This window comes from Pseudomonas sp. FW305-3-2-15-E-TSA4 (assembly GCF_058787295.1).
Genome location: NZ_JBYSZP010000013.1, coordinates 116122 through 129216, shown reverse-complemented (window position 1 = coordinate 129216; position 13095 = coordinate 116122). Strand labels below are relative to the sequence as shown.

Genomic DNA, 13095 nt, shown 5'->3' with positions numbered 1-13095 from the left:
GTGAGGTGTTTAATGATCAAACCATTTAAACCCATCGGGCCACCGCCGTTTATCGATCCTATTGAAGGCGAGTGGTGTCGCGCAATCAATCTTGAAGAAAATCGGGCGCTTGATGCAAATAAAGCAAAGCTCGATGCTCTTCGACTTCGCGACAAGAAACGAACCGAAGAAAAGATCGATGGTTTGTACGATGCGCTGCAAAGAAAAATCGACCCGGACTATAAACGTCCGCCGAGTGCCGCTGATGTGAACAATATCTTCGAGGCGGCGCAGAGCATCATCAGATCCTGGAACTGGTAGCGGTGCCACAGCTGCAATAAAAAAACCGCGAGCGTGCTCGCGGTTTTTTATTGTCGGCACTGGCGATTTTCAACCCTGAACAGGTACGCCTTTGAGGTACGGCGCCGGCTCGGCCCCAAGGTTGTTGAGCATCCGCTCGCTGTACCAGTCCACGAAGTTGACCACACCAAACTCATAGGTCTTCGAGTACGGCCCCGGCTGATAAGCCGTGGAGTTGATCCCGCGCTGGTTTTCTTCGGCCAGACGCCGGTCTTGATCGTTGGTCGCGTCCCACACCTGGCGCATGCGCTCGACGTCGTAATCCACGCCTTCGACCGCGTCCTTGTGCACCAGCCATTTGGTGGTGACCATGGTTTCCTGGGCGCTGATCGGCCACACGGTGAAGACGATGATGTGGTCGCCCATGCAGTGGTTCCACGAATGCGGCAGGTGCAGGATGCGCATCGAGCCGAGGTCGGGGTTCTTGATCCGGCCCATCAGTTTGGCGCAGCCCTGTTTGCCGTCCAGAGTCATCGACACGGTGCCCTTGAGCAGCGGCATGCGCACGATACGGTTGCGCAGGCCGAAACTGGCGTGGGCGTAAGGGATCTTCTCGGCTTCCCACGCAGCAGCAGACGCGGCGACGTGATCCTTGAACGCCTGATCGGCACGCGGGTCGGTGACGTCGTCCCATTCCAGCAGGGTTTTCAGCAGTTCCGGGTGCGACGCGTTGCAGTGGTAGCACTCGCGGTTGTTTTCCAGCACCAGTTTCCAGTTGGCCTTTTCCATCAAGGTGGTGGTGATCGCCACCTTGGTGTTCTCCATGTCGTACGGTTCCATGTAGTGGTTCAGTGTCGACAGGAAGTCATCAATGGCCGGCGGATTCTCCGCCAGGCTGATGAAGATGTAGCCGCCGGCAGTCTTCACGTTCACCGGTTTGAGGCCGTACTGCTTCATGTCGAAGTCGGCGCCCATCTCGGTGCCGGCGAACAGCAGGCGCCCGTCCAGTTCGTAGGTCCACTGGTGGTAGTGGCAGACCAGTTTGGCAACCTTGCCCTTTTCACTGGTGCACAGGCGCGAGCCACGATGGCGGCAGACGTTGTGGAACGCATGCACCACGCCGTCGGCGCCACGAATGACGATGATCGGGTTCTTGCCGACCTGCAGGGTCAGGTAGTTGCCCTTGGCCGGGATCTCGCAGGTCATGCCGGCGATCAACCACTCTTTCTGGAAGATCTCCTGCATGTCGATATCGAACAGGCGCTCGTCGCTGTAAAACGGCTGCGGCAGCGAGAAAGTGCGCTCGCGCTCCTGCAGCATCTGTGCGGTGGCCTTGCGTGCGGGTTCCAGCGGATCGCCCAGGCTGATTTTTGCGGTGACGTCCATCGATGTATTCCTCAAGGCCATCTGCGTGGCCGCGAAAGTGGCTGATCAGGGTTGCTACGCAAGGTGTAAAGAATTCGTCTTGGTGTGGGGCGAGTGTGGGGCCGGCGCTGGCCGGAACCTTATCCATGGGCGACATGGTGCAATCTGTTCCCGACGCGCAACCCCCGGCGGTTGGGGGCTGGTCGCGATAAGTATGCCGATGTCGCGGATAGGTAAACGGACGGTTCACGCTATACGCAGAATCGCCACATGAAGGCCGACAGTCGGCCGTGGAGAACAGCATGTCCAACAGCTTCCTGAATCCGGTCACCACCCAGACCTGGGCCAATGGCCGACACATCGTCCGTTGCGTCAAAGTCATCCAGGAAACCTGGGACGTGCGCACCTTCTGTTTCATGGCCGACCAGCCGATCCTGTTCTTCTTCAAGCCCGGGCAGTTCGTGACCCTGGAGCTGGAAATCGACGGCCAGCCGATCATGCGCTCGTACACCATTTCCAGTTCGCCGTCGGTGCCGTACAGCTTCTCGGTGACCATCAAGCGTGTGCCGGGGGGCAAGGTCTCCAACTGGCTGCACGACACCCTGCATGAAGGCCAGGAGCTGGCAGTGCACGGCCCGGTCGGGCTGTTCAACGCCATCGACTTCCCGAGCCCGAAAGTGCTGTATCTCAGCGGCGGGGTGGGGATCACCCCGTGCATGTCGATGGCGCGCTGGTTCTACGACACCAACGCCAACGTCGACATGACCTTTATCCACAGCGCGCGCTCGCCGAAAGACATCATTTACCACCGCGAGCTGGAACACATGGCGTCGCGGATCGACAACTTCAGCCTGCACCTGATCTGCGAGAAACACGGGCTGGGCGAGCCGTGGGCCGGTTATCGCGGCTACCTCAATCACAAGATGCTCGAACTGATGGTGCCGGACTTCCTTGAGCGCGAAGTGTTCTGCTGCGGCCCGACGCCGTACATGAACGCGGTCAAACGCCTGCTGGAAGTGGCCGGTTACGACATGTCGCGCTATCACGAGGAATCCTTCGGCGCCACGCCACCGGAAGCTCGTGCCGATGCGGTGGAGCAAGCCGAGCAGGCCGCCGATGCGCCGGAAATCGATGCGGCGGATCTGCATCAGGTCGAGTTCACCGCCTCCGGCAAGAGCATTCGCGTGGCACCGGGCGAAACCGTGCACGCGGCGGCGGCCAAGCTTGGCCTGATGATCCCGAAAGCTTGCGGTATGGGGATTTGCGGGACGTGCAAGGTGATGAAACTGGGGGGCGAGGTGGAGATGGAGCACAACGGCGGGATTACCGAGGACGACGAGGCCGAGGGTTACATTCTGTCGTGCTGCAGCGTGCCGAAGGGCGACGTGCGTATCGAGTTCTAAGGCTTTGCACAGGCCCAAATGTGGGAGCGGGCTTGCTCGCGAAAGCGTCGGATCAGTCGGCATACGTGTTGAATGACACACCGCTTTCGCGAGCAAGCCCGCTCCCACAGGGGGAATGTATTTCAGTCGACAAACAGATCGGGCATCAGTGCGGCGTCGCTGTCCGGCTCGAACCGGTAATGCTTGAGCTCAGTCACGCCGTGCTCACGCAAAATTTCTTCGTCGATAAGCAGTCGTCCAGTGATCTGCCGTGCGCTGCTTCCCAGGATCACATGCGCCGCATCTGCCATGATCGCTGGCGTGCGCGCATGTTTGAACGACTCGCGATTTCCCAGCTGAAACTCGATCGCCGCGGTGGCAATCATCGTCTGCGGCCACAGTGAATTGACGCTGATGCCGTAACTGGCGAACTCCTCGCTCATCCCGATCGTCAGCATGCTCATGCCGTATTTGGTCACGGTGTAGGGGCTGAACTGGGCAAACCACTTGTTCGCCATGTTCAGCGGTGGCGACAAGTTGAGGATGTGTCCGGCGGATTTCTTCAGATAGGGCAGGGCGGCCTGGCTGCACAGCAGCACCGCGCGGGTGTTGATCTGGTGCATCAGGTCGAAACGCTTGAGTTCGATGTGCTGCACGCCAGTCAACTTGATCGCCCCGGCGTTATTGACCAGCGCATCGATGCCGCCGAAATGCTCGTTGGCCTGGGCCAGCGCATTGCGCACCGCGTCTTCATCACGCACATCGACTTGCAGGGCCAATGCCTTGCCGCCAGCGGCTTCGACTTCCTTGGCTACGCTGTGGATGGTGCCAGGCAGTTTGGGGTGGGCTTCGGCGCTTTTGGCCGCAATCACGATATTGGCCCCGTCTTTCGCGGCACGCAGCGCAATCTCACGCCCGATGCCACGGCTGGCGCCGGTGATGAACAGGGTTTTGCCTTGTAGCGACATGCCGATGCTCCTGCTTATTGTTATGTGAGCGGAGGGCTCGACAGACAATGTAGACCAAGAGGCAAACACGTAAGGTGGGGTGTAACTTTGTGGCGAGGGGATTTATCCCCGATGGCCTGCGCAGCAGGCCCAAAGTCTGAATCAGTCTCTGTCAGACAGAAACTCAATGGCAGGTTTTGGGGCTGCTGCGCAGCCTATCGGGGATAAATCCCCTCACCACAGGGGATCTTATCGGCTCAAGGAATCAGGCGGACATCACTTCGCGGATGTCACGGGCCAATTCGCGTACGCGTTCTTCTTCGGTGTCCCACGAGCACATGAAACGTGCGCCGCCCTTGCCGATGAAGGTGTAGAAGCGCCAGTTTTTCGCGGTCAGCGCGGCGATGGCCGGTTCCGAGAGTTGCAGGAATACGCCGTTGGCCTGCACCGGGAACATCAGTTCCACGCCCGGAATGTCGCTGACCAGCTCGGCCAGCAGTTGCGCGCAGTGGTTGGCGTGGCGAGCGTATTTGAGCCAGGCGTCGTTTTCGAGGATGCCGACCCACGGTGCCGAGAGGAAGCGCATTTTCGACGCCAGTTGCCCGGCCTGCTTGCAGCGGTAATCGAAGTCTTCGGCCAGTTTGTGGTTGAAGAACAGGATCGCTTCACCCACCGCCATGCCATTCTTGGTGCCGCCGAAGCACAGCACATCGACGCCGGCCTTCCAGGTCAGGTCGGCCGGCGAGCAGCCGAGGAACGCACAGGCGTTGGAGAAACGCGCGCCGTCCATGTGCAGGTGCAGGCCCAGCTCTTTGCAGGTGGCGCTGATGGCGCGGACTTCTTCCGGGGTGTACACGCTGCCGACCTCAGTGGCCTGGGTCAGGGTCACAACGCGCGGTTTCGGGTAGTGGATGTCCTGGCGCTTGAGCGCAACTTCGCGGATCGACTGCGGGGTGATCTTGCCGTTTTCGGTGCCGGCGATCAGCAGTTTCGAGCCGTTGGAGAAGAATTCCGGCGCGCCGCATTCGTCGGTTTCGACGTGGGCGGTTTCCGAGCAGATCACGCTGTGGTAACTCTGGCACAGCGACGACAGCGCCAGCGAGTTGGCGGCGGTGCCGTTGAAGGCGAAAAACACTTCGCAGTCGGTTTCGAACAGCTTGCGGAAATGGTCGGCCGCACGTGCGGTCCATTCATCGTCGCCATAAGCGCGCTGGTGGCCGTGGTTGGCCTGTTCCATGGCGGCCCAGGCTTCAGGGCAGATACCGGAGTAGTTGTCGCTGGCGAATTGTTGGCTCTTGTCGGTCATGGCCGGCTTCCGTGGTCGAGACTCTTGTGAAGGCTCGTGGTCAATGAGGGTGCGCACTTTACCGAAGATCTTCCGGGGAGCACACGGGATGTCGCTGTCAGAAAATTACCAGTTTGTTACCCGATTATGCACGTGACTAAACGCGACGGCGCGCTGGATCTGCTCAAGTGGCTGGCGTTGCTGAGCATGCTGCTCGATCACCTGCGATATGTCGGGATCAGCGCCGATTGGCTGTATGTGCCGGGGCGTCTGGCGTTCCCGTGGTTCTGCCTGGCGATGGCGGCGAACCTGTCCCGGGCCGGTGCGCAGAAGACCGAGTGGCGCTATCTGGGCTGGCTGCTGCTGTTCAGTGCGGTCAGCGAAATTCCCTACCGCTTGTACATTCCTGATCCCGACACCTTGAACGTGATGCCTACGCTGGCGCTGGGGTTGCTGGTGGCGCGGGGCTGGCAGGATCGCACGTTGTTGTCGCGGCTTTTGGGCGTGAGCGCCTTGCTGCTGGCGGCGCTGTTTTCGCAATGGCTGATGTTTGGTCTATTTGGCGTGTTGTTGCCGCTGACGCTGCTGTGGGTGATCCGTCGTCCCTGGTATTTCGGCCTCCTGCCGGGGCTAGTGTGTCTGGCGGGCAATCAGTGGCGGGTGCTGTATGAGGCGGCGGAGTTCGGTAACTACGTGGCGGTGTTTGGCATCGCGGCGTGTCTGATTGCGCCACTGCTCGGGATAGTCTTGTTGCGACATGCCGGATCCCTTCATCCATTGCCCATGCGCCGCTGGGCGTATGCGCTCTATCCCCTGCATTTCCTCCTGCTGCTCGCCATCCGTGCGGCATACACCTGACCCCTGTGGGAGCGAGCCTGCTCGCGAAGGCGGTCTGTCAGCCAACTTCCATGTCGGATGTGCCGGCCTCTTCGCGAGCAGGCTCGCTCCCACAGGGGATCTCCACGAATTCAATCGGTCATTTCCGGCCATGTCGTAAACGCACCTTTGCGTGGCGTCCGCAGGCATTTGAGCTGTCTGCGCCGGTCATACCATCGCATCAAAGGGCACTGCCTTGATTGCCAGTGCCTTACCGAGACGAATGGCGCACAGATGCCGCTGGGAGAGACGCGATGTTCAGCAAGCAAGACCAGATCCAGGGTTACGACGATGCACTGCTGGCGGCGATGAATGCCGAGGAGCAACGTCAGGAAGATCACATCGAGCTGATCGCGTCGGAGAACTACACCAGCAAGCGCGTCATGCAAGCGCAGGGCAGCGGCCTGACCAACAAATACGCCGAAGGTTATCCGGGCAAGCGCTACTACGGTGGCTGCGAGCATGTGGATAAAGTCGAAGCGCTGGCGATCGAACGCGCGAAGCAATTGTTCGGCGCCGATTACGCCAACGTCCAGCCGCACTCCGGTTCCTCGGCCAACAGCGCCGTGTACCTGGCGCTGATCCAGCCGGGCGACACCATTCTCGGCATGAGCCTGGCCCACGGCGGTCACCTGACCCACGGCGCGAAAGTGTCGTCCTCGGGCAAGCTCTACAACGCGGTGCAGTACGGGATCAACACCGACACCGGGCTGATCGATTACGACGAAGTCGAGCGTCTGGCCGTCGAGTGCAAGCCGAAGATGATCGTCGCCGGGTTCTCTGCTTATTCGAAGACACTGGACTTCCCGCGTTTCCGCCAGATCGCCGACAAGGTTGGCGCGCTGCTGTTCGTCGACATGGCTCACGTGGCCGGTCTGGTCGCTGCTGGCCTGTACCCGAATCCGCTGCCGTACGCCGACGTGGTCACCACCACCACGCACAAGACCCTGCGCGGTCCGCGTGGCGGGCTGATCCTGGCCAAGTCCAACGAAGAGATCGAGAAGAAGCTCAACGCCGCGGTATTCCCCGGTGCCCAGGGCGGCCCGTTGATGCACGTCATCGCCGGTAAAGCGGTGTGCTTCAAGGAAGCGCTGGAGCCAGGCTTCAAGGCCTATCAGCAGCAAGTGATCGACAACGCCCAGGCGATGGCCAGCGTGTTTATCAAACGTGGCTACGATGTAGTGTCCGGCGGTACCGACAACCACCTGTTCCTGGTCAGCCTGATCCGTCAGGGCCTGACCGGCAAAGATGCTGACGCTGCGCTTGGCCGCGCGCACATCACCGTCAACAAGAACGCCGTGCCGAACGACCCGCAGTCGCCGTTCGTGACCTCGGGCCTGCGCATTGGCACCCCGGCCGTCACCACGCGTGGCTTCAAGGTCGCCCAGTGCGAAGTGCTGGCCGGCTGGATCTGCGACATCCTCGACAACCTCGGTGACGCCGACGTTGAAGCGAATGTGGCCAAGAACGTCGCGGCACTGTGCGCCGACTACCCGGTTTATCGCTGAGCGGTTTGGAGTAAATGACTATGCAACGCTATTCGGGCTTCGGCCTCTTCAAACACTCCCTCAGCCACCACGAGAACTGGCAGCGCATGTGGCGCACGCCGACGCCGAAGAAAGTCTACGACGTGGTCATCGTCGGCGGCGGCGGGCACGGTCTGGCGACTGCCTACTATCTGGCCAAAGAGCACGGCATCACCAATGTGGCCGTGGTCGAGAAAGGCTGGCTGGGCGGCGGCAACACCGCGCGCAACACCACCATCGTGCGCTCCAACTACCTGTGGGACGAGTCGGCGCACCTGTACGAACACGCGATGAAACTGTGGGAAGGCCTGTCGCAGGATCTCAACTACAACGTGATGTTCTCCCAGCGCGGTGTCTACAACCTGTGCCACACCCTGCAGGACATCCGTGATTCCGAGCGTCGGGTCAGCGCCAACCGCCTCAACGGCGTCGATGGCGAACTGCTCAACGCCAAGCAAGTGGCCGACGAGATTCCGTACCTCGACTGCTCGAAAAACACTCGCTACCCGGTGATGGGCGCGACTGTTCAGCGTCGCGGCGGCGTCGCCCGTCACGATGCCGTGGCCTGGGGCTTTGCCCGTGCCGCCGACGCCTTGGGCGTGGACTTGATCCAGCAGACCGAAGTGATCGGTTTCCGCAAGGAAAACGGCGTGTGCATCGGCGTTGAGACCAACAAGGGCTTCATCGGCGCCAAGCGTGTCGGCGTGGTCACCGCCGGTAACTCCGGGCACATGGCCAAGCTCGCCGGTTTCCGTCTGCCGATCGAATCCCACCCGCTGCAAGCGCTGGTGTCCGAGCCGATCAAACCGATTATCGACAGCGTGATCATGTCCAACGCCGTGCACGGTTACATCAGCCAGTCGGACAAGGGCGACCTGGTGATCGGCGCCGGTATCGACGGTTACAACGGTTACGGCCAGCGCGGTTCGTACCCGGTGATCGAGCACACCATCCAGGCCATCGTCGAGATGTTCCCGGTGCTGTCGCGGGTGCGCATGAACCGCCAGTGGGGCGGCATCGTCGACACCACCCCGGACGCTTGCCCGATCATTTCGAAAACCCCGGTACCGAACATGTTCTTCAACTGCGGTTGGGGCACCGGTGGCTTCAAGGCGACTCCTGGCTCGGGCAACGTGTTTGCCGCGAGTCTGGCCAAGGGTGAAATGCACCCATTGGCTGCACCTTTCTCCATCGACCGTTTCCACAACGGTGCGTTGATCGATGAACACGGCGCTGCTGCGGTTGCCCACTAACAGGAGAAATCCCCATGTTGCATATCTTCTGTCCTCACTGCGGCGAACTGCGCTCCGAAGAGGAATTCCATGCATCCGGTCAGGCGCACATCCCGCGTCCGCTGGATCCGAACGCCTGCACCGATGAAGAGTGGGGCGACTACATGTTCTTCCGCGACAACCCGCGTGGTCTGCACCACGAACTGTGGGATCACGTCGCCGGTTGCCGCCAGTACTTCAACGTCACCCGCGACACCGTGACCTACGAGATTCTCGAAACCTACAAGATCGGCACCAAGCCGCAATTCACCGACAAGGCTGATTCGGCGAAAACAGCCACGACGGCGCTGGGAGAGAAGGTATGAGCCAGACCAATCGCCTGTCCAACGGTGGACGGATCGACCGCAACAAAGTGCTGAGCTTCACCTTCAACGGTCAGAGCTACAAAGGCTTCGAGGGCGACTCGCTGGCCTCGGCACTGATCGCCAACGGCGTCGACATCATCGGCCGCAGCTTCAAGTATTCGCGTCCTCGCGGGATCTTCGCCGCCGGTGCCGAAGAGCCGAACGCCGTGCTGCAGATCGGTGCCACCGAAGCCACGCAGATTCCCAACGTGCGCGCCACGCAACAGGCGCTGTACCAAGGCCTGGTCGCCACCAGCACCAACGGCTGGCCGAGCGTCAACAACGACATGATGGGGATTCTCGGCAAGGTCGGCGGCAAGCTGATGCCGCCGGGTTTCTACTACAAAACCTTCATGTACCCGCAATCGTTCTGGATGACCTACGAGAAGTACATTCGCAAGGCTGCCGGTTTGGGCCGTTCGCCGACCGAAGTCGATCCGGACACCTACGACTACATGAACCAGCACTGCGACGTGCTGATCGTCGGCGCCGGCCCTGCCGGGCTCGCCGCGGCCCTGGCGGCTGCACGCAGCGGTGCGCGGGTGATCCTCGCCGATGAGCAGGAGGAGTTCGGCGGCAGTCTGCTTGATTCGCGCGAAAGCCTCGACGGCAAACCAGCGATCGAGTGGGTGGCCAGCGTCATTGCTGAACTGAAGAACACCCCGGACGTGCTGCTGTTGCCGCGCGCCACCGTTAATGGCTACCACGACCACAACTTCCTGACCATTCACGAACGCCTCACCGATCACCTCGGTGACCGTGCGCCTATCGGCCAGGTGCGTCAGCGCATTCACCGCGTCCGCGCCAAGCGTGTAGTGCTGGCGACCGGTGCCCACGAGCGTCCGCTGGTCTACGGCAACAACGACGTGCCGGGCAACATGCTCGCCGGTGCGGTCTCGACTTACGTGCGCCGTTACGGTGTGGCACCGGGCAAGAAGCTGGTGCTGACCACCAACAACGATCACGCCTATCGCGTTGCGCTGGACTGGCTCGACGCCAGCCTGCAAGTGGTGGCCATCGCCGATGCACGGAGCAATCCGCGTGGTGCGCTGGTGGAAGAAGCCCGCGCCAAAGGCATTCGCATCCTCACCGGCAGCGCCGTGATCGAGGCCCGTGGCAGCAAGCGCGTCACCGCTGCCCGCATCGCCGCGATTGACGTCAAAGCGCACACCGTGACCAGCCCGGGCGAATGGCTCGACTGCGACGTGATCGCCAGTTCCGGCGGTTACAGCCCTGTCGTGCACCTGGCTTCGCACCTCGGTGGCAAGCCGATCTGGCGTGAAGACATCCTCGGTTTCGTACCGGGCGAAGCACCGCAGAAGCGTGTGTGCGTCGGCGGCATCAACGGCGTTTACGGCCTCGGAGATTCGCTGGCCGATGGTTTCGAAGGTGGCGCACGCGCTGCCAGTGAAGCCGGTTTTGCGGTGGTCGAAGGCACGCTGCCAAAAGCGCTGAGCCGTCTTGAAGAAGCGACCCTGGCGCTGTTCCAGGTGCCGCACGAGAAGGGCACTTCGCGTGCGCCGAAGCAATTCGTCGACCTGCAGAACGACGTCACCGCCGCCGCCATCGAACTGGCGACCCGCGAAGGTTTCGAGTCGGTCGAACACGTCAAACGCTACACCGCGCTGGGCTTCGGCACCGATCAGGGCAAGCTCGGCAACGTCAACGGCCTGGCCATCGCCGCGCGTTCGCTGAACGTGACCATCCCGCAGATGGGCACCACGATGTTCCGCCCCAACTACACGCCGGTAACGTTCGGCGCCGTGGCCGGTCGTCACTGTGGGCACATCTTTGAGCCGGTACGCTACACCGCGTTGCATCAATGGCACCTGAAAAACGGCGCCGAGTTCGAAGACGTCGGCCAGTGGAAACGTCCGTGGTACTTCCCGAAAAACGGTGAAGACATGCACGCCGCGGTGAAGCGCGAATGCAAAGCCGTGCGCGACAGCGTCGGCCTGCTCGACGCCTCGACCCTGGGCAAGATCGACATTCAAGGCCCGGATGCCCGCGAGTTCCTCAACCGCGTGTACACCAACGCCTGGACCAAGCTCGACGTGGGCAAGGCGCGTTATGGCTTGATGTGCAAAGAAGACGGCATGGTCTTCGACGACGGTGTGACGGCCTGCCTGGCCGACAACCATTTCGTCATGACCACCACCACGGGCGGCGCGGCTCGCGTGCTGCAATGGCTGGAGCTGTACCACCAGACCGAATGGCCAGAGATGAAGGTCTACTTCACCTCGGTCACCGACCACTGGGCGACGATGACCCTGTCCGGGCCGAACAGCCGCAAGCTGCTCAGTGCCGTGACCGACATCGACCTGAGCAACGAAGCCTTCCCGTTCATGACCTGGAAAGAAGGTCTGGTCGGCGGTGTGCCGGCGCGGGTGTTCCGCATCTCGTTCACCGGTGAGCTGTCGTACGAAGTCAACGTGCAGGCCGACTACGCGATGGGCGTGCTGGAGAAAATCGTCGAGGCTGGCAAGCAGTACAACCTGACGCCGTACGGCACTGAAACCATGCACGTGCTGCGCGCCGAGAAGGGTTTCATCATTGTCGGTCAGGACACTGACGGCTCGATGACCCCGGACGACCTGAACATGGGCTGGTGCGTCGGTCGCACCAAACCGTTCTCGTGGATCGGCCAGCGCGGCATGAACCGAGAAGACTGCGTGAAGGATCAGCGTAAACAACTGGTGGGCCTGAAGCCGATCGACCCGAACGTCTGGCTGCCGGAAGGTGCGCAACTGGTGTTCAACACCAAGCAGGCGATCCCGATGACCATGGTCGGCCACGTGACCTCCAGCTACGCGCACAACTCCCTCGGCTATTCGTTTGCCATGGGCGTGGTCAAGGGCGGTCTGAAGCGCATGGGTGAGCGGGTGTTCGCGCCGCTGGCCGATGGCAGCGTGATCGAGGCGGAGATTGTGTCTTCGGTGTTCTTCGATCCTAAGGGGGATCGGCAGAACATTTGATGGTTCGGCTCCTGTGGAGTGCAGTCGCACCGCGTTGACTTCATCGCGAGCAGGCTCACTCCTACAGGTGATCGCGTACCCCTTGTAGGAGTGAGCCTGCTCGCGATAGCGGTAGACCTGCTTGCAAAGGGTTCAAGTCAGAATTCAGGAAGGTGCTTTATGACCACAGCCAACGTGTACCAACAACGCCCGACCACCGGGGCCAAGGCCGAGTCGTCGCTGCACCATGCCGACCTCGCCAGCCTGGTCGGCAAGGGTCGCAAGAACGCCGGCGTCATCGTACGTGAAAAGAAACTCCTCGGTCACCTGACCATTCGTGGCGATGGCCACGATGCAGCCTTCGCCGCTGGCGTGCACAAGGCCCTCGGCATTGAGTTGCCGGGCGCCCTGAGCGTCATCGTCAAAGGCGAAACCAGCCTGCAATGGATGGGCCCGGACGAGTGGCTGCTGATCGTGCCAAGCGGTGAAGAATTCGCCGCCGAGCAGAAACTGCGCGAAGCGCTGGGCGACCTGCACATCGCGATCGTCAACGTCAGCGGCGGCCAGCAAGTGCTCGAACTGAGCGGGCCGAACGTGCGTCAGGTGCTGATGAAATCCACCAGCTACGACGTGCACCCGAACAATTTTCCGGTCGGCAAAGCGGTGGGCACGGTGTTCGCCAAGTCGCAGCTGATGATTCGCCATACCGCCGAAGACACCTGGGAACTGCTGATCCGCCGCAGCTTCTCGGACTACTGGTGGTTGTGGCTGCAGGATGCTTCGGCTGAATACGGGTTGAGCGTACAAGCCTAAAAGCTTACCCCCTCACCCCAGCCCTCTCCCCC

Annotated in this window: 11 protein-coding genes; 8 read left to right on the top strand and 3 right to left on the bottom strand. The window is 61.3% G+C overall.

Annotated features, from left to right (window positions below):
• Positions 1-12 precede the first annotated feature (12 nt).
• Complete coding sequence (locus AC3WMV_RS18865; protein ID WP_064589561.1) at positions 13-300, top strand: hypothetical protein; 288 nt, start codon at positions 13-15, stop codon at positions 298-300.
• A 69-nt stretch (positions 301-369) separates the two neighbouring features.
• Here the strand turns inward: AC3WMV_RS18865 and gbca are convergent, their stop codons facing one another.
• The gene (gene gbca, locus AC3WMV_RS18860) at positions 370-1665 is read right to left on the bottom strand and encodes a glycine betaine monooxygenase oxygenase subunit (RefSeq protein WP_027610658.1); all 1296 of its coding nucleotides are present in this window, start codon (positions 1663-1665) and stop codon (positions 370-372) included.
• Positions 1666-1946: 281 nt separating this feature from the next.
• On the opposite strand from gbca, the gene gbcB reads away from it, so the two are divergent.
• Positions 1947-3047, top strand: a complete 1101-nt coding sequence (gene gbcB, locus AC3WMV_RS18855) for a glycine betaine monooxygenase reductase subunit (protein WP_027610659.1) — start codon at positions 1947-1949, stop codon at positions 3045-3047.
• Between the two features lie 122 nt (positions 3048-3169).
• Here the strand turns inward: gbcB and AC3WMV_RS18850 are convergent, their stop codons facing one another.
• Together AC3WMV_RS18850 and AC3WMV_RS18845 are read right to left on the bottom strand one after the other, a co-directional pair.
• Positions 3170-3994: an SDR family oxidoreductase gene (locus AC3WMV_RS18850; protein WP_103368845.1), complete on the bottom strand. Its 825-nt coding sequence runs from the start codon at positions 3992-3994 to the stop codon at positions 3170-3172.
• Positions 3995-4238: 244 nt separating this feature from the next.
• Positions 4239-5279, bottom strand: coding sequence for a threonine aldolase family protein (locus AC3WMV_RS18845; protein ID WP_016772826.1), 1041 nt, complete (start codon positions 5277-5279; stop codon positions 4239-4241).
• A 126-nt stretch (positions 5280-5405) separates the two neighbouring features.
• On the opposite strand from AC3WMV_RS18845, the gene AC3WMV_RS18840 reads away from it, so the two are divergent.
• From AC3WMV_RS18840 to AC3WMV_RS18815, 6 genes are all read left to right on the top strand, one after another.
• Positions 5406-6116: a TraX family protein gene (locus tag AC3WMV_RS18840; RefSeq protein WP_097089064.1), complete on the top strand. Its 711-nt coding sequence runs from the start codon at positions 5406-5408 to the stop codon at positions 6114-6116.
• 272 nt (positions 6117-6388) lie between these two features.
• Positions 6389-7642 carry a serine hydroxymethyltransferase gene (gene glyA / locus AC3WMV_RS18835; RefSeq protein WP_007962601.1) on the top strand — a complete coding sequence of 418 codons (1254 nt, stop codon included), beginning with the start codon at positions 6389-6391 and terminating at the stop codon, positions 7640-7642.
• Positions 7643-7662: 20 nt separating this feature from the next.
• Positions 7663-8913: a sarcosine oxidase subunit beta gene (locus tag AC3WMV_RS18830; protein ID WP_003206307.1), complete on the top strand. Its 1251-nt coding sequence runs from the start codon at positions 7663-7665 to the stop codon at positions 8911-8913.
• A 14-nt stretch (positions 8914-8927) separates the two neighbouring features.
• The gene (locus AC3WMV_RS18825) at positions 8928-9257 is read left to right on the top strand and encodes a sarcosine oxidase subunit delta (protein WP_047596487.1); all 330 of its coding nucleotides are present in this window, start codon (positions 8928-8930) and stop codon (positions 9255-9257) included.
• Positions 9254-12271 (top strand): sarcosine oxidase subunit alpha, encoded by a 3018-nt coding sequence (locus AC3WMV_RS18820; protein ID WP_027610663.1) that lies wholly within the window; start codon positions 9254-9256, stop codon positions 12269-12271. The genes AC3WMV_RS18825 and AC3WMV_RS18820 overlap by 4 nt, the downstream gene beginning before the upstream one ends.
• A 159-nt stretch (positions 12272-12430) precedes the next feature.
• Complete coding sequence (locus AC3WMV_RS18815; RefSeq protein ID WP_008086919.1) at positions 12431-13063, top strand: sarcosine oxidase subunit gamma; 633 nt, start codon at positions 12431-12433, stop codon at positions 13061-13063.
• Positions 13064-13095 lie beyond the last annotated feature (32 nt).

Coding starts and splice junctions, on each gene's coding strand:
- AC3WMV_RS18840 (WP_097089064.1), top strand. CDS start 5,406: ATGCACGTGACTAAACGCGACGGCGCGCTGGATCTGCTCAAGTGGCTG.
- gbcB (WP_027610659.1), top strand. CDS start 1,947: ATGTCCAACAGCTTCCTGAATCCGGTCACCACCCAGACCTGGGCCAAT.
- AC3WMV_RS18815 (WP_008086919.1), top strand. CDS start 12,431: ATGACCACAGCCAACGTGTACCAACAACGCCCGACCACCGGGGCCAAG.
- glyA (WP_007962601.1), top strand. CDS start 6,389: ATGTTCAGCAAGCAAGACCAGATCCAGGGTTACGACGATGCACTGCTG.
- AC3WMV_RS18845 (WP_016772826.1), bottom strand. CDS start 5,279: ATGACCGACAAGAGCCAACAATTCGCCAGCGACAACTACTCCGGTATC.
- AC3WMV_RS18825 (WP_047596487.1), top strand. CDS start 8,928: ATGTTGCATATCTTCTGTCCTCACTGCGGCGAACTGCGCTCCGAAGAG.
- AC3WMV_RS18865 (WP_064589561.1), top strand. CDS start 13: ATGATCAAACCATTTAAACCCATCGGGCCACCGCCGTTTATCGATCCT.
- AC3WMV_RS18820 (WP_027610663.1), top strand. CDS start 9,254: ATGAGCCAGACCAATCGCCTGTCCAACGGTGGACGGATCGACCGCAAC.
- AC3WMV_RS18830 (WP_003206307.1), top strand. CDS start 7,663: ATGCAACGCTATTCGGGCTTCGGCCTCTTCAAACACTCCCTCAGCCAC.
- gbca (WP_027610658.1), bottom strand. CDS start 1,665: ATGGACGTCACCGCAAAAATCAGCCTGGGCGATCCGCTGGAACCCGCA.
- AC3WMV_RS18850 (WP_103368845.1), bottom strand. CDS start 3,994: ATGTCGCTACAAGGCAAAACCCTGTTCATCACCGGCGCCAGCCGTGGC.